Source organism: Arthrobacter sp. SAFR-179 (assembly GCF_059414945.1).
Genome location: NZ_JBPFDM010000007.1, coordinates 109047 through 125137 on the forward strand (window position 1 = coordinate 109047; position 16091 = coordinate 125137).

At 64.9% G+C, this 16091-nt stretch carries 17 protein-coding genes; 11 read left to right on the plus strand and 6 right to left on the minus strand.

What is annotated here, in order from left to right:
* Window positions 1-39: 39 nt before the first annotated feature.
* Genes ACR65K_RS12900 through ACR65K_RS12910 form a run of 3 tightly spaced genes read right to left on the minus strand, consistent with a single transcriptional unit; the run spans window position 40 to window position 2344 of the window.
* Window positions 40-924, minus strand: a complete 885-nt coding sequence (locus tag ACR65K_RS12900) for an aldo/keto reductase (RefSeq protein ID WP_440153211.1) — start codon at window positions 922-924, stop codon at window positions 40-42.
* 24 nt (window positions 925-948) lie between these two features.
* Complete coding sequence (locus tag ACR65K_RS12905) at window positions 949-1128, minus strand: carboxymuconolactone decarboxylase family protein (protein WP_440153213.1); 180 nt, start codon at window positions 1126-1128, stop codon at window positions 949-951.
* Window positions 1109-2344 (minus strand): MFS transporter, encoded by a 1236-nt coding sequence (locus ACR65K_RS12910; protein ID WP_440153214.1) that lies wholly within the window; start codon window positions 2342-2344, stop codon window positions 1109-1111. Before ACR65K_RS12910 ends, ACR65K_RS12905 begins: the two co-directional genes overlap by 20 nt.
* 154 nt (window positions 2345-2498) lie before the next feature.
* Between ACR65K_RS12910 and ACR65K_RS12915 the strand changes: the two genes are divergently transcribed.
* Entirely contained in the window at window positions 2499-3383 is an 885-nt protein-coding gene (locus ACR65K_RS12915) for a helix-turn-helix transcriptional regulator (RefSeq protein WP_440153215.1), read from the plus strand.
* A 122-nt stretch (window positions 3384-3505) separates the two neighbouring features.
* Complete coding sequence (locus ACR65K_RS12920) at window positions 3506-4474, plus strand: aldo/keto reductase (protein ID WP_440153216.1); 969 nt, start codon at window positions 3506-3508, stop codon at window positions 4472-4474.
* 138 nt (window positions 4475-4612) lie between these two features.
* Here the strand turns inward: ACR65K_RS12920 and ACR65K_RS12925 are convergent, their stop codons facing one another.
* Window positions 4613-4927: a PASTA domain-containing protein gene (locus tag ACR65K_RS12925; protein WP_440153217.1), complete on the minus strand. Its 315-nt coding sequence runs from the start codon at window positions 4925-4927 to the stop codon at window positions 4613-4615.
* A gap of 577 nt (window positions 4928-5504) precedes the next feature.
* Here ACR65K_RS12925 and ACR65K_RS12930 point away from each other — a divergent pair.
* Window positions 5505-5708: an META domain-containing protein gene (locus ACR65K_RS12930; RefSeq protein ID WP_440153218.1), complete on the plus strand. Its 204-nt coding sequence runs from the start codon at window positions 5505-5507 to the stop codon at window positions 5706-5708.
* A 326-nt stretch (window positions 5709-6034) separates the two neighbouring features.
* Entirely contained in the window at window positions 6035-6529 is a 495-nt protein-coding gene (locus ACR65K_RS12935; protein ID WP_440153219.1) for a hypothetical protein, read from the plus strand.
* Between the two features lie 156 nt (window positions 6530-6685).
* Here ACR65K_RS12935 and ACR65K_RS12940 read toward each other — a convergent pair whose 3' ends face one another.
* On the minus strand, window positions 6686-7192 hold the full coding sequence (locus ACR65K_RS12940; protein WP_440153221.1) for a hypothetical protein: 507 nt from the start codon (window positions 7190-7192) through the stop codon (window positions 6686-6688).
* Window positions 7193-7716: 524 nt separating this feature from the next.
* Window positions 7717-8184, minus strand: coding sequence for a MarR family winged helix-turn-helix transcriptional regulator (locus tag ACR65K_RS12945; protein WP_440153222.1), 468 nt, complete (start codon window positions 8182-8184; stop codon window positions 7717-7719).
* A gap of 134 nt (window positions 8185-8318) precedes the next feature.
* Here ACR65K_RS12945 and ACR65K_RS12950 point away from each other — a divergent pair, with 134 nt between their 5' ends.
* The 7 genes from ACR65K_RS12950 (at window position 8319) to ACR65K_RS12980 (ending at window position 16016) form a co-directional block, all read left to right on the plus strand.
* Entirely contained in the window at window positions 8319-9260 is a 942-nt protein-coding gene (locus ACR65K_RS12950) for an SDR family NAD(P)-dependent oxidoreductase (RefSeq protein WP_440153223.1), read from the plus strand.
* Window positions 9261-9262: 2 nt separating this feature from the next.
* On the plus strand, window positions 9263-10153 hold the full coding sequence (locus ACR65K_RS12955) for an amidohydrolase family protein (RefSeq protein ID WP_440153225.1): 891 nt from the start codon (window positions 9263-9265) through the stop codon (window positions 10151-10153).
* Window position 10154: 1 nt separating this feature from the next.
* Window positions 10155-11369, plus strand: coding sequence for an acyl-CoA dehydrogenase family protein (locus ACR65K_RS12960; protein WP_440153308.1), 1215 nt, complete (start codon window positions 10155-10157; stop codon window positions 11367-11369).
* A 43-nt stretch (window positions 11370-11412) separates the two neighbouring features.
* Window positions 11413-11868, plus strand: coding sequence for a MaoC family dehydratase (locus ACR65K_RS12965; protein ID WP_018772160.1), 456 nt, complete (start codon window positions 11413-11415; stop codon window positions 11866-11868).
* Window positions 11869-11989: 121 nt separating this feature from the next.
* Window positions 11990-13315, plus strand: coding sequence for an MFS transporter (locus tag ACR65K_RS12970; RefSeq protein WP_440153226.1), 1326 nt, complete (start codon window positions 11990-11992; stop codon window positions 13313-13315).
* Between the two features lie 7 nt (window positions 13316-13322).
* Window positions 13323-14900 (plus strand): o-succinylbenzoate--CoA ligase, encoded by a 1578-nt coding sequence (menE, locus tag ACR65K_RS12975; RefSeq protein WP_440153228.1) that lies wholly within the window; start codon window positions 13323-13325, stop codon window positions 14898-14900.
* 90 nt (window positions 14901-14990) lie between these two features.
* Window positions 14991-16016 (plus strand): bile acid:sodium symporter family protein, encoded by a 1026-nt coding sequence (locus tag ACR65K_RS12980; protein ID WP_440153230.1) that lies wholly within the window; start codon window positions 14991-14993, stop codon window positions 16014-16016.
* The last annotated feature ends 75 nt before the right edge of the window (window positions 16017-16091 follow it).

The following is a 16091-nucleotide window of genomic DNA, read 5'->3' on the forward strand; positions in this document are numbered from 1 at the left end:
GTGCTGCGGCCCGCCGTGGTGGCGGGCCGCAGCAGGGGGTCAGGCAGGAATCGGGAACCCGTAGTTCTCGAGGGTCAGCGAGTCGGGGTCAGGGCCGCCGCGCACGCCGGTGTCGAGCGCATCGATGGCAGTGACCTCATCGGGGGTGAGGGTGAAGTCGAAGACGTCAAAGTTCTCGGCGATGCGCTGGGCCTTGACCGACTTCGGAATGGCGGAGAAGCCGTGCTCAAGGTGCCAGCGGAGGATGACCTGGGCCGGGGTCTTCGCGTATTTCGCCGCGATCTCTGTGATGGCTGGCTCCTCGAGCGGGTTCTTCTCGTAATCGCCATAAATGTAGGAGCCCCCGATGGGGGACCAGGACTGGGTGAGGATGCCGTGGCGTGTGTTGGCCGCCCGCCACTCGGGCTGGGAGTAGTACGGGTGGACCTGGATCTGGTTCACCGCAGGCACCACGCTGGTGCGGGCGATGAGTTCCTCGAGTTGGGCCGGGGTCTGGTTGGAGACGCCGATGGCACGGACGTGGCCGTCGGCGAGGAGCTTTTCGATCGCTTGGTAGGCGGCGATGGTCTTCTCGAAGTCGGCGGCGAGGGGCTGGTGCAGCAGCAACAGGTCGACCTGGTCAACACCGAGCTTGCTGATGCTCTTCTCGAACCCGCCCAGTGCTTCGTCATAGCCGTAATCGCTGATCCAGAGCTTGGTTTCAATGAAGATCTCCGACCGGTCGATGCCGGACTGGCGGATGCCCTCGCCGACCTCGCGTTCGTTAAAATACGCGGCGGCGGTGTCGATCAGGCGGTAGCCGGCGTTGAGCGCGGCGTGGACCGCTGCTGTGGTGTCTTCCGGTGAGCTCTGGTAGACGCCCAGGCCCAGGGCGGGCATCTGGACGCCATTGTTCAAGGTGATGTACGGGTTCTTTTCTGGCATGACTCTTCTCTTCCTTCGCGGCGTCTAGGACTGGTTGTTGAAGATGCTCTTGGCGACGTTCATGGCGGAGACGGCTTTGGGCCAGCCCGCGTAAAACGCCAGGTGGATGATGGCTTCCTTGATCTCGGTCTCGGTGAGGCCGTTCCGGGGATTTTTCGGGTGGCTGGTTGCGCGCAGTGCCGGTTCAGACCAGGACGTCGTCATCGAGCTCTGCGGGGGCGGTGCTTTGGGTTGCGACTGCCGGGGTGGTCCGAGTGGCGCGCATGAGGGCCAGGATGATGAGCGGGATAAGGCCAAGGATGGCCATTGCTGCGCCGACGGTTGCCGGGCCGGTGGTGCCGAGGGTGGAGTCGAGGGCGACGCCGGCGAGCCAGGTGGCAGCGGCGATGCCGACGTTGAACGCGGAGACGGTCAGGGCTGCGGCCAGGGAGGGGCCGGAGTGTCCGAAGCGGACGGCCAGCGGGGTGGCGATGGCGGTGACGCCCATGCCGGTGAAGCCGAGCAGGATGACCAGCACGATGGTCGGGACGACAAGGGTGGAGAGCGGGATCATGAGCAGGAGTACCAGGGCTGATCCGCCGCCGATGGCGAAGTATGTGACGAGCGGCTTGCGGTCCCCGGTTCGCCCGGCCACGACAGTTCCGAGCAGGGCGCCGATGCCGAAGCCGACGAGCAGCAGCGGCACGGCCGCTTCGGAGATGCCGGTGCGTTCGGTCAGGAGCGGGGAGATGTAGGAGTAGGCGGCGAGGAATCCTCCGGAGACCAATGCGGTGGTTGCAAGGACGAGCCACAGCTTGCCTTCGCGCAGCACACCGAGCTGGGAGCGGAGGGTGACGGCTTCCTGGTGTGCATCGGCGGGAGCGAACTTGCCGATGACGGCTGCGGCGAGGGTGGCGAGGATGGCAAGTGCCCAGAAGATGCCGCGCCAGCCGATGGCCTGGCCGATGAAGGAGCCCAGCGGTACGCCTGCCACGATTGCCAGGCCCATGCCGCTCATCATTACGCCCATGGCGCGGGAGGCGTTCTCGGGCCCGGCGGCGGAGGTGGCTACGACGGCGGCGATGGACAGGAACGCACCGGTGGCCAGGGCAGTGATGATGCGGGCGATCAGCACGATTTCGAAGGCCGGGCTGATGGCGGCAATGATGTGGCCGGCCGCGAAGAGCAGCAGGGACAGGACGAGGGTGAGGCGTTTGGGCAGGCGCATGGTGGCGACGGAAATGGTGGGGGCGCCGACGATCATGCCGATGGCAAATGCGGTGATCAGCAGCCCTGCCTGGGAGACGCTGACACCGAGGTCTGATGCCATGTTGGGCAGCAGGCCTGCGATGACGAACTCGGTGGTGCTCATCAGGAACGTGCCGATCGCCAGGAGCAGCACAACCAGCGGCAGCCTGGCTTTCTTGGTGGTGGAGGGCATGGGGGTAAACCTTCGCTTCGAGGGGGATGTGGTCGGCGTTTGATGCCGTCAATATCTACGAGACCACGCCCCATATGGGCGTAAACAGACCCGCCTAAGCCATGTACTGACAGGGCATGGTTACGCCCCGGGCCTCCGGCATACCGTTGAAGGCATGAGCATCCGAGATGACATCCAGGAGTTCCTGACCTCCCGGCGGGCCAGGCTGACGCCCGAGCAGGTTGGCCTGCAGTCTTACGGCCGGCGACGGGTGCCGGGGCTGCGCAGGGAAGAGGTTGCGATGCTCGCCCAGGTCAGCGTGGAGTACTACAGCCGGCTCGAGCGCGGAAACCTCAGTGGCGTCTCCGAGAGCATCTTCGAGTCCCTGGTCCAGGCCCTGCGCCTGAACGACGTCGAGGAGCGGCACCTGAGGGACCTGGTCCGCGCGTCGGAAAACACTGTCCGCCCACGGCGTCCAAGGGCGTCGGAGCAGCGTGTCCGGCCGACCGTACAGCGGATGCTCGACGCGATGACCGACCTGCCCGCGATCGTTCAGAACGGCAGGCTTGACATCATCGCTGCCAACCGGATGGGCCGGGCACTGTACGCGGCCCAGTTCGACACCGCGATCCTGCCGCCGAACCAGGCCCGGTTCATCTTCCTGGATCCCCGGGGGAGGGACTTCGCCCCCGACTGGGACCGTGCGGCGAATGAATGCGTCGCCACGCTGCGGGCCGCGGTCGGACGCGACCCGCACGACCGTCGGCTCTCGGACCTCGTCGGAGAGCTTTCCACCCGCAGCGACGAATTCCGGCTGCGGTGGGCAGCGCACAACGTCCACCAGCACAAGAGCGGATCAAAACGCATCCACCTCCCCGCCGTCGGGGAACTCAACCTGGACTTCGAAGTCCTGGAACTCACGGCCGATCCCGGGCTAATGCTCATCACGTTCAGCGCCGAACCCGGATCACCATCCCACGACGCCCTGCAGCTGCTCTCCAGTTGGGCCGCAACCCAGCAGAGCACCGACTCCGCGGCCGCAGCACCCCACAACCCCTAGCTGCCCACAGCACCGCCAGGACCGTGGCGGGACTGCGCGATGTCATCGCCGGAACCCGCCGCAATACACCACCGATTGCACCTTCCCCGTCCGGGTCTGGTGCGCCGTTGAAAGGACACTTTATGGAGTACACACGTCTGGGCCGTTCCGGCCTGAAAGTCAGCCGTATTGCCCTTGGAGGAATGAGTTTTGGTGACTCCTCCCGCGGATTTACTGACTGGGCGCTGGATGATGACGCGGCCGGGCCGATCTTCCGGCAGGCCGTCGAGCTGGGCATCACGTTCTGGGACACCGCTAACATCTATGGATTCGGTACGGCCGAGGAAATCATGGGCCGGGCCATCACGAAGTACACCCGCCGCGAGGACGTCGTCCTCGCCACCAAAGTGATGTTCAAAATGCACGACGGACCCGGCGGTGCCGGCCTCTCACGCAAAGCCATTTTGGAGCAAATCGATGCCTCCCTCACCCGGCTGGGCACGGACTACGTCGATCTGTACCAAATCCACCGCTTCGATCCCGAGACCCCGGTCGAGGAAACAATGGAGGCCCTGCACGATCTCGTGAAGGCTGGCAAGGTCCGTTACATCGGTGCTTCCGCGATGTGGGCCTGGCAGTTCGCCAAAATGCAGCACGCCGCGGATCTGCACGGATGGACGCGGTTCGTGTCCATGCAGGACCAATACAGCCTTATGCACCGTGAAGAGGAACGCGAGATGTTCGGGCTCTTGAGCGACCAAGGCGTCGGCAGCATCCCCTACAGCCCACTTGCCAAGGGACGGCTTGCCCGGCCGTGGGGCGGCGACACTGCACGGTCCGCCAACGATCCCGTAGCCGAACGCAGCTTCAGCGAGGCCGACAAGCCCGTTGCCGATGCAGTTCAAAAGATTGCAGAAGCACGGGGAATCCCCATGGCGCACGTCGCCCTCGCCTGGGTGCTGAACAACCCCGTAGTAACCGCACCGATCGTCGGTGCCACCAAGGAACACCACCTCCCCGACGCTGTCGCAGCCCTCGACGTCCGCCTGACAGAGGAGGAAATCAAAGTCTTGGAAGAGCCCTACACACTCAGGATGCCCATTGGCTACTAAAACCATGCGCCTCGGGTCTGACCTCGTGGCCAGCTGACTCCTGGCGTCTCAAGACCCTAGAGTCTGAGGCGCTGAGGTTATGAGACACCGACACAGGGATTCAGCTGTCCCGTAAGAGGATCCCTCACCGGACATCGCTCACTCGTCCTTCTCAGCCTCCGCATGACTCCTTAGTGAGGGGGTCGGCCCGCCCGTCTGCTCCGGCACGTCGCTTCGGGCTTGACCGTCCCGAACGAAAGTAATCCGAATTTGCCTTCCCCGCTCAAGGACCGACCCAGCGGACGGATCTTGGGAGGTCACCCAGAACAGCCCTGGCCACGTACGCGAACGGAGTCCCGGCCCGTCAGGGTCTCCGGCGGCGAGACCAAACCCCATGTTCGCCGCCATCTCTTGGGCAATATGCACAGGCTGCCCAACGAGATCGGGAACCGTCAGCTTCTGACGTTCATCCATCTCTGCAACTCCTCTGAGCTTGACCAGCTAGAACGGTGAAACAACCTTCTTCCGTCACCAAAATACCGCCGGTGGGTCCGCCGGGCCTGGCCAACCAGATTTCTTGGTTCCAAAAGCGCGCTTTAGTTAGGGCAGCTTGGTGCCTACACCTTCACAAAGGGATGGGTGGGTGGAATGCTGAGGGCACTTTGCTTGTCCTTACGCGGTAGCGGACATTGGGGGAACAGGAATGCGACGGAGCCAACCGGGGTTGTGGCAGTACATAGTTCCACTTTTATTGGTTGGCGTGCTGCTGACATCTTGCGGTGATGTGAGAACCGCAATGCCGGAAACCGCCGTACCTGTTTCAGTCGAATCCCCTACGTCCACCAGCGCAGTTCCTGGTTCCACGACCACTTCACCGCCCCAATCATCCTGTGCGGCGTTCCTGCCGTCGGCCCCCTGCACGAAATACCTGGGCATCTCGGGCACGGCGAATGGCGAAGACCTCCCCTGGGTAGCGTCCGGGGGCGTTAGCGCGCAGCTGGCCGCCGTAAACGGTGAACTTCGGCTGGCCGTGGTACCTAGGTGCGCGCCCATGAGCGGGCCAGCAACAATCACTGGTACCACGCTCACTGTCAGAGACATCGTGATCGGCGCGAGCGGGTGCATCGACGGGGATCTGGGCGAGCAGCAGCAGTGGGTGTTGGAGTTCCTGCAGCGGCCTATCGAACAGACCTTCAGCAACGGGACTCTCACCTGGAAGAGCGGAAATGACACACTCAACTTCAGAAGCGAGTAGGCCGGCGCTAACGGAGTAGAGCTATTCTTTGCGCATGGCTGACCAAAGGCTTTGGCGAAGTGAAGGTCAATGGTCTCAAATAGCGGCTGATGTGAGCGGGGGAAAGCAGTAGGGGTCGAAAGACGAGCATTCGTTTCTTCTCCTCAACACCGTAGGGTGATTGAAAAACCGATGATTGCAACACTCGTACCGCCAGAATCGGGACACCGAGCCGATGGAAAAGATGCGGTGCATTCAAAAGGAAACCCCTATATGATCCGATCAGCGTCCACTTATGAGGGAGCGCAATGCAGAGCATTGGGTCATGGCGATTCCTGGTTCCATCCATGGTTCTCACCCTGCTGCTGACCTCATGTGGCGGTGACGAGGTGACGGGTGGACCGGGAACCGGGGAAGCCACTGCCAACTCCATGAGCCCAACCCAGCGGTCTGCCAGCCCTGTGACAGACGGCGGCCCTGTAGCGTGCGTCGACTGGGTTTGGTTTAAGACCCCTCAGGACCAATACGACAAGGCCCCCGTGGTGCTCATCGGAAAACCTGAAGGCCACGTCGGCGAGACCAAAATCTACGGCTCCAAGGCCACCACCCACCTTGTTGAAGTCGAGCGGGTTCTCAAAGGAGACCCCGGAGAGGGGAACATACGCATCTCCTCGATGCCCCCGACCTGCACAGCAGGAGATCCCTACCCGGACGGCGATCCCCTTGATACCGCCGAAAGGGTCATCATTTTTGCGACCAAGCAGGGCGCCGAATGGTTCACGATGACGCCGGCACAAGGAGTCCTGCCTTTCCCCCAGGGCTCCAACCTTCCCTTCCAATAGGACTGTCCGATCCTGTGGCCTTGTCCCAGCAGCTGGCCTGTGCCCTGGTCCCCGGGAGTGCTCGCGCAGGCCGAAACCAGCCGGCCCAGTATTCATCGTCCACTAACAGTGGGCCGGGCCCGGGCGGGTCCGGCCCCGGCCCGTTCCTCGAAACCGCTAGGAGTATTTGAGGCTTAGTATCAGGGCCTTGAGCTGCGCGTACTGCTCCGTGGCCATCCATTCTTTCGCCGCCTGACGGCTGCTGAATGCCGAGCGGGTCGCCAGGGTGGCGGGCTCGTCGAAGAAAATGACCTGGTTGACTGAGCCGCCGTTCCCCATCACGAGCAACGTGCAGTGCGACCCGGCCTCACCCTCCTGGAGGTTGCGGCGGTTCATGACCGCCATGGCGTACTGGTCTTGTCCGCCGATGCGTTCGACGATGAATCCGAACAGCGGCGTGCTGCCGTCGACCTCCGTCATGCCTGGGACGGCTGCCTCATCGAGCACGGTACGGCTGACGGGGCCTGCCGTGCAGCCGATCCCGTCCGCGCCGCTCGCGATCCGGAACAGGTCAGCGCCGGTTCCGTCCGAGACAATTGCCTCAATGGGCTGGAACCCAGGCCCCTCCCGGCCCGGCCCCCGCTGCGTCCTGACGGACCACGAAGCCGGGTAGGAGAAGGACATGTGCCCATCAGGGAAAGTGAACGACGCCAGTGCTGGCTGGGCCGGCGCTACAGGCTGGGCCGGAACGACAGGTGCAGGCTCTGCGGGGGCGGACTGTGAAGCGGGCTGTACAGGAGCCTCAGCGGAGGGCGCAGCTGATGAGGGAGCAGCTTCACCACTGGGTGTACCAAGAGCAGGCGGCGGCGATGACGTGGTGGCCAAAGATGCGGGAGCCGTACTTTCCGGGGCCGCATTCTCTGCAGGCTGAGGCCCGCAGGCCGAAAGGACAAGGCTGATGGCAACGCCCGCGACAGTCGCGGCGCCGTAAAGTCCGAAACGGTTTGAAGTCATGATTTTGAAGTCCCCCAGAAAGCGCTTTTAGGCGCGACATCTGCCCTCTCTCGCTCCTGGATAATCAGGGCTGGGGCATTAGTCACAGACTAGACGCGAAGTTTCGTTCTGACAGCCGTTTTTCGAGGCGGGGCCATAACACATAAATAACGAAAATTCCCTGCGCTGCGGCGGATTTTGCGGGCTCCTGTTGCCTACTTCGCCGCACCCCACAATGCCTTGCGGAGCAGCCGCTTCAACTCCTGCGACTCAGTGTCGGAAAGCCCCGAAAGCTGGTCCAGCTCCGCGGCGTCCATGGCAGCGCGCGCCTTGGTGTGCATCTTCCGTCCCTCGGCGGTGGAGACGATGATCTTGGCGCGCCGGTCCTGCTTTCCCTGCGCCCGCTCCACGAGCCCGCGCCGTTCCAGGTCGTCCACGAGTGTTACCACCTGGCTGGGGTCCAGGCTGAGGAAATCCGCCAGTTCCCGCTGCGTCGGCTCCAGCCCGCTGCAGGCCAGCGTCAGGACAGAGAAGGAGCGCTCGCGCAGGCCGAAATCGGCCAGTGCCTTGTTGTTCAGGACCGAACCTGCGGCATGCAGCTTGGCCAACAGCAGGCCCACATCACTGCCGATCCCGGCGGCCGCAAGGCGCGGGGTCTGAACGTCTGTGCTCAAGTTGGCCATCACAACTCCGGTGCTGGTAAAAAACAATCGTTGACTTTTTCAATGATCCGTAATTTCATTGAATCCAACAAGGATCTCACACCGCAGTGGGACCACCCCAACGGCTTCGGCCGGCGCATGCGAAGGAGCAGGCCATGAGCTTGAACGGCAAGGTTGCAATCGTCACCGGGAGCGGGCAGGGCCTCGGCCTCGCCTACGCAAGGGAACTCGCCCGCCAGGGTGCCGCCGTCGTCATTAACGACGTGAACGCCGACACCGCAGCCCAGGCCGTCGCGCAGATCGAAAAGGACGGCGGACGGGCCACCGCAGTGGTGGTTCCGGTGGGAACCACCGACGCCGCCAAGGCCCTGGTGGCCGGGGCCGTTAACGCGTTCGGCCGGCTGGACATCCTGGTCACCAACGCCGGGATCCTGCGGGACAAGAGCATTCTGAAGATGACGGACGAGGACTTCGACCTGGTGATCAACGTCCACCTCAAGGGCACCTTTACCTGCGTCCGCGAGGCCTACGCCTACTTCAAGGAACACAACATCCAGGGCCGGATCATCACCATCGGTTCCCCGACGGGCCAGCGCGGCAACTTCGGCCAGACCAACTACGCGGCGGCGAAGGCCGGGATTGTTGGCATGGTCCGCACCTGGGCGCTGGAAATGAAGAAGGCCGGCGTGACGGTCAACAGCGTGATCCCGGTGGCCGCAACCGCCATGACCAAGACCGTGCCGTACTTCCAGAAGGCAGTGGAAGCGGAGGAGCGCGGTGAGGCCATGCCGGCCTTCTTCCGTCACGACCTTGGTTTTGGAACGGCCGACGACGTCTCCGGGCTGGTTGCCTTCCTCGCCTCCGACGAGGCTGCCAACATCACCGGCCAGGCCATCGGCGCCGGTGGTGACCGCCTGCAGGTCTGGACCCACCCGGAAGCTGCCACCACCGAGTACCGGCAGGGCGGCTGGAGCTACGAGGCGCTGCAGGAGAACGCCGGCCAGCTGTTCAACCAGGACACCCTGCAAAGCTACGGCGAACAATTCATGCCCCTGCCCGAAGAGCTCAAGCCCGCACAGCCGGCCGAGGCCCGCTGACCATGGCTGACCGTTACGAACTGGGCATTGACCCCGCGAAGCTCGACGCCATCGACATGCACGTCCACCTCGAGGTGGACAGCTGCGGCCACGGCTCGCTGCCGGAGGCCCTGACTGAGGCATCGGCCAAGTACTTCAAGGCTGAGGACCGCACCCCGTCCCTGGACCGGATCGCCGAGGTCTACCGCGGGCTGAACATGGCCGCCGTCGTCTTCACCGTGGACGCCCGCACCCAGCTCAAGCACGAACCCAACAGCATCCCCGAACTCATCGCCGGCGCCGCCCGCAACAACGACGTCCTGATTCCGTTCGGCAGCGTGGACCCGCGCACCGGCGAGGACGCAATCGCCGGAGCCAAGCACCAGGCCATTGAGCTCGGCGCCCGCGGCTTCAAGTTCCACCCGTCCCTGCAGGGCTTCGACCCCTCTAACGAACGCTTCTACCCTCTCTGGGAAACCCTCCAGGAACTGGGCCTGCCGGCCATCTTCCACACAGGACAGAACGGCATGGGCGCGGGCCTGCCCGGTGGCTACGGCATCAAGCTCGCCTACTCCAACCCGCTGCTGCTGGACGCCGTGGCCGCGGACTTCCCGGGCCTGCAGATCATCATGGCCCACCCCTCCGTGCCGTGGCAGGACGAGGCGAACTCCATCGCCACGCATAAGGCCAACGTGTTCATCGACCTCTCCGGCTGGTCGCCCAAGTACTTCCCGGAGTCCCTGGTGAAGGCCTCCAACTCCTACCTCCAGGACAAGGTGCTGTTCGGCACCGATTTCCCGCTGATCACCCCGCAGAAGTGGCTGGGCGCCTTCGCGGACCTGCCCCTGAAGGACGAGGTCCGCCCCAAGATCCTCAAGGACAACGCGGTGCGCCTCCTTGGGCTGGGTGGCTGAGATGGGCCCGCTGACGACGACGGCACCCACCATGGGTGCCCGCCTCTACTCCGCAGCGGACTGGTACGACGCCGAGTCCCTCCTTACGCAGGACGAGCGCCGGGTCCTGGCCCGGCTGAGGGACTTCCTGGACCGCGAAGCGAAACCCCTGCTGGCCGAGTACTGGGAACGGGGCGAGTTCCCGGAGCAGCTCGCCCGGCCGCTGATCGACCTGGACCTCATGGAACCCGCTGAACTCACTGTGGACGGGCCGGCCCGCGGCATCTACCAGGGCTTCCGGATCTTCGAACTCGCCCGTACCGACGCCTCGCTGGCCACCTGGTACACCGCGCAGGCCGGCCTGTTCCGGACCGCCATCCGCGTCGGCGCTTCCGAGGACCAGCAGGCCGAGTGGATGCCAAAAGTCATCGACTTCTCGCTCAAAGGCGTCTTCTCCCTCACCGAACCCGAATCAGGCTCGGACATCGCCGGGGGGTTGTCCACCACAGCCCGGCGGCAGGCCGACGGCAGCTGGATCCTGGACGGTGCCAAGCGCTGGATCGGCGGCGCCGCCACCGCGGACGTCCTGGCCGTGTTTGCCCGGGACACCGCCGACGGACAGGTCAAGGCCTTCCTCGTGGACCGCACCGCGGACGACGTCACCTTGGAGAAGATCCACGGGAAAACGTCGCTGCGGATGATGCAGAACGCCCACATCACCCTGGCAGGAGTCCGCGTCCCGGAGTCCATGCGCCTGCAGAACGTGAACTCCTTCAAGGACGTCGCGGCGATGCTGAGGGCGATGCGCTCGGACGTGGCCTGGATCGCCACCGGCATCGCCGCCGGCGCGTTCGAAGCGGCCCTGGCCTACGTCAACGGGCGTCAGCAGTTCGGCCGCAGCCTTGGTTCCTTCCAGCTGGTCCAGGAGAAACTGGCCCGCATGCTGGGAAACGTCACCGCCAGCCTGTCACTGGTGGTCCGGCTCACCGAGCAGCAGGCCAAGGGCATCTACCGTGACCAGGACTCGGCCCTGGCCAAGATGCAGACGTCACTGTTCATGCGCGACACCGTCGCCCTGGCCCGCGAAGTGGTGGGCGGCAACGGCATTACCCTGGCCACGGACGTGGCGCGGTTCCACGCCGACGCAGAGGCCGTGTACTCCTACGAGGGCACCCACGAAATCAACGCCCTCATCATCGGCCGCGCCCTCACGGGCGAAAGCGCCTTCACCCGCTGAACCCCAACTCCCTTACCCAATAAGCAACTGCCAGGAGGCAACGATGCCCAATCTCGTCGTCGATTTCGACACCCTGCTCACCCTGTCCGGCAAGGACCTCGGCACCACCGACTACCGCCAAATCACCCAGGAACAGATCAACCTGTTCGCCGACGCCACCGACGACCAGCAATGGATCCACACCGATCCCGAACGCGCCAAGGACGGCCCCTTCGGCGCCCCCATCGCCCACGGCTTCCTCACGCTGTCCCTGATCATCCCGTTCTGGGGCGAACTGTTCGACGTCGACGGCGTCACCACCAAGGTCAACTACGGCCTGGACAAGGTCCGCTTCACCTCACCCGTCACGGTGGGCTCCAAAGTCCGCATGCAGGCCACTATCGCCGAGGTCACCGAGGTCAAGGGCGGCGCCCAGATCAAGGTCAACGCCACCATCGAGATCGAAGGCCAGGAACGCCCCGCCGTCGTGGCCGAATTCCTGGCCCGCTTCTACAAATAAGCCGCTTCGACAAGTAAGCCGCACCACCGGCAGCAACCCCTCCGCAACACCGGCGGCGCCCCTTCCGGCACCGCCTCCGCAGGCAACCCCAAACCCCATCCCTCCCTCCTTAGGAACAGCCATGTCCGGACACACCACGCTCGCACCTGCGAGCACGGCCGCCAAGCGCAAGGAAGCGCGCACGGTCATCCTGTCCAGCTATCTGGGCAGCACCATCGAGTTCTACGACTTCCTGCTGTATGCCACGGCCGCAGCAGTAGCCTTCCCCAAGGTCTTCTTCACCGGAACGGACGAATGGGTGGGAGTGGTGGCCGCCTATGCCACCTTCGCCGCCGGGTACGTGGCCAGGCCGCTGGGCGGGGTGATCTTCGGCCACTTCGGTGACAAGGTGGGCCGCAAGGGAATGCTGATCATCTCCATGGCCATGATGGGCATCGCCTCCACCCTCATCGGCCTGATTCCCGGCGCCGGCGTGATCGGGCCGTGGGGCGCCGTCATCCTGGTGCTGCTGCGCGTCTGCCAGGGCATCGCCGTCGGCGGTGAATGGGGCGGCGCCGCACTCATGGCGCTGGAGCACGCCGACCCCAAACGGCGCGGTTTCGCAGCCTCCTTCGTCAACGCCGGCGCCCCCACCGGCGCCGTCCTGGGCACTGTCGTGATGGGCATCTTCTCGGCCCTGCCGCAGGACGCGTTCCTGGCCTGGGGCTGGCGCGTGCCGTTCCTGTTGTCCTTCGTGCTCCTGCTCGTGGGCATGTTCGTCCGACTGCGTGTCTCCGAAAGCCCCATCTTCGCCGAGGCCGTGGCCAAGGAGGACGCACAGGGCACCAAGCGCAAGATCCCGCTGCTGGACGTGCTGCGCCGGCCCAAGGCACTGATCATGATCATGTTTGCCGGTGCCGCCGGATTCGGCCTCCAGGTGGTGCTGCCCACGTTCTCGGTGACATACGCCGTCTCCAAGGGGGCGCCCCAGCAGGGCGTGCTCTACGCCTTCGCCGGTGCCTCGGCCATCTCCATCATCTTCGTGCTTCTGGGCGGACGCCTGTCGGACCGGCTCGGCCGCCGGCCCGTGATGATCGCCGGACTGGCCCTGTTCATCGCCTACCTGTTCCCCATGTTCGGCATGCTCGGATCCGGCAACACCGGCCTTGTCTTCGTGGCCTTCACCGTGGCACTGATCCTGCACTCATGCCTGTACGGGCCGCTGGCAGCCTTCGTCTCCGAACAGTTCGGCACCACATCCCGCTACACCGGCGCAGCCGTCGGCTACCAGCTGGCCACCCTCATCGGCGCCGGCTTCACCCCGGGCATCATCGCCGGACTTTACAAGGACTCCGGCCAAAGCATCTTCCCGGTGGTGATGTTCCTGTCCGTCATGGCACTGGTCTCGATTGTCTTCATCGCCCTGACGCGGGAGTCTAAGAACAACGACCTCACTACGGTCCGTTAGGAGAACCATGGACAACAACGGAGTTGGATCCTGGCTGCAGCGCCGACGCCGGAAGTCGGGTGCCAAGGCAGCCCTCCTGTCCGGTGCCGGCGCCCTGAGCTACGAGGAGCTGGCCGAAAGGGCAGACCGCCTGGCCAACGCACTCCGGGACAGGGGAGTGGCAAAGGGCGACAGGGTGGCCTACCTGGGCGAGAACCACCCGTCCTTCGTGGAAACGTTTTTCGCCTGCGGCCTCCTGGGTGCCATCTTCGTGCCGCTCAACACCCGGCTCGCGCCGCCGGAACTGCAGTTCCAGCTGCAGGATTCCGGAGCCCGGCTCCTGGTCAACGCCGGCTCCCTGGAGGCATCCACCACCGCCGCGCTGGAAGGGACCGGCGTCACCCACCGCCTGGTGGTAACGGCCGACGGCGGGACGGCACCTTCGGCCGCCACGTCACCGGCCGCCGTCGGACCCTACGAAGTGGCTCCGAGCGAGGCAACGCCCTATGAGGAGGCGCTGCAGGCGGCTGCGCCGGGTCCCGTGGATGTGGCCGTGGGGCACGACGACGGGGCAATGATCCTCTACACCTCGGGGACCACAGGCAAGCCCAAAGGCGCCCTGCTGACGCACGGGAACATCACCTGGAACTGCATCAACACCATCGTCGACATGGACCTGAACCGCAACGATGTGGCCCTGATGATCTCGCCGCTGTTCCATGTGGCATCGCTGGACATGGGCCTGCTGCCGATGCTGCTCAAGGGCGCCACCGTGGTGCTGGAGGCAAAGTTCGATCCCGCGAGGGTCCTCGAGCTGATCCGGGAGCACAAGGTGACCACCCTCAACGGGGTGCCCACCACGTTCCAGCTGCTCTGCGAGCATCCGGACTGGCCGGTGGCGGACCTCAGCTCGCTGGACAAGCTCACCTGCGGCGGCTCCGCCATTCCCCGCCGGGTCCTGGACGCGTACGAGGACCGCGGCGTCGGCTTCACCAGCTGCTACGGCATGACCGAAACAGCCCCCGGCGTCACCATGCTTCCGGTTGACAGGTCCCGGGACAAAGCCGGCTCGGCAGGCCTGCCGCACTTCTTCACCGACCTCCGGATCGCCGATCCCCTGGGCGGTGCAGTGGCCCCCGGCGAGGTAGGGGAGATCCAGATTTCCGGTCCCAACGTGATCAAGGAGTACTGGAACCGGCCGGAGGCCACGGCTGCCAGCTACGCTGACGGGCACTGGTTCCGTTCCGGGGACATGGGCTACCGGGACCCGGAAGGCTTCCTGTTCGTCTCGGACCGGCTCAAGGACATGATCATCTCCGGCGGGGAAAACATCTACCCGGCCGAGGTGGAAGCAGTCATCGCCGAGCATGCTGCCGTCAGCAGCGTGGCAGTCATCGGAGTCAGCGATGACAAATGGGGCGAGGTTCCCCAGGCGATCGTGACCCTCCGGGAAGGTGAATCGCTGACGGAGGAGCAGCTGCGCAGCTTCCTGGACGGCAGGCTGGCCCGCTACAAGATCCCCAAGTCCCTGGTGGTGGTGGCGGACATGCCCCGCACGGCCAGCGGCAAAATCCGGAAAATGGAGCTCCGCAAGCAGGTCCATTGACGGACCCGGCACGTCCGCGTGGTTCCGCCGTTGTTACCGTTCACGGTCATCAATTGGCGGAACCCTGCGGGCCGGTGCCAGCATGGTTAGATGCTTGAGGCAACTAAACCCCACAATTCCCCGGGCGGGACGCCCGTCAACCCTGCGCTGGAAGCGGAAAGCAGGATCGCGCGGATCGCCGTCACGGTGTTTCCCCTCCTGGTGGTGGCCGCAGGCGTCATCGGCTTCCTGCTCCCGGGACTCTTCAAACCGATGGGTCCCAGCGTGCCCTACCTGCTGGGCATCATCATGTTCTGCATGGGTTTGACCCTGACCCCGCCGGATTTCGCGGCGGTGGCCAAGCGGCCGTGGGCGGTGGCACTGGGAATCGTTGCGCACTACATCATCATGCCCGGCGCGGGCTGGCTGATCGCCGGTGCCCTCAACCTCGAGCCTGAGCTTGCCGTCGGCGTCATCCTGGTGGGCTGCGCACCTTCCGGGACCGCCTCCAACGTGATGGCGTTCCTGGCCAAGGGCGATGTTGCCCTGTCGGTGGCAGTGGCCTCCGTGTCCACCCTGATCGCCCCGATCGTCACCCCGTTGCTGGTCCTGTTCCTTGCTGGTTCCTACCTCCAGATCGACGCCGGCGGCATGGTCCTGGACATCGTCAAGACGGTGCTGCTGCCGGTGGTGGCCGGCCTCCTGGCCCGGCTCTTCCTCAAGAAGCTCGTGGCAAAGGTGCTGCCGGCACTTCCGTGGGCGTCCGCCGTCGTGATCTCCCTGATCGTGGCCATAGTGGTGGCCGGCAGCGCCAGCAAGATCATCAGTGCCGGAGCCATTGTGTTCCTCGCCGTGGTGCTGCACAACGGTTTCGGCTTGGGCCTGGGCTACCTCGCCGGGAAGCTCGGCCGCCTGGACGACAAAGCGCGCCGTGCCCTCGCCTTCGAAGTGGGCATGCAGAACTCCGGCTTGGCCGCCACGCTGGCCACCGCCCACTTCAGCCCGCTGGCCGCGCTGCCGTCCGCCGTCTTTTCGCTGTGGCACAACATCTCCGGCGCCATCGTGGCTGCCTGGCTTGCCCGGCGTCCGCTGCAGGAACGTCCGCTGGAGCGTCAGGGCCGGCAAGCCCAGGCATAAGCGCCTGACCTGCACGGCCACTGCCGGACGGCACCAAAAACACCTGTTACCAGCGGCGTCTCCTGGGTACGGGAC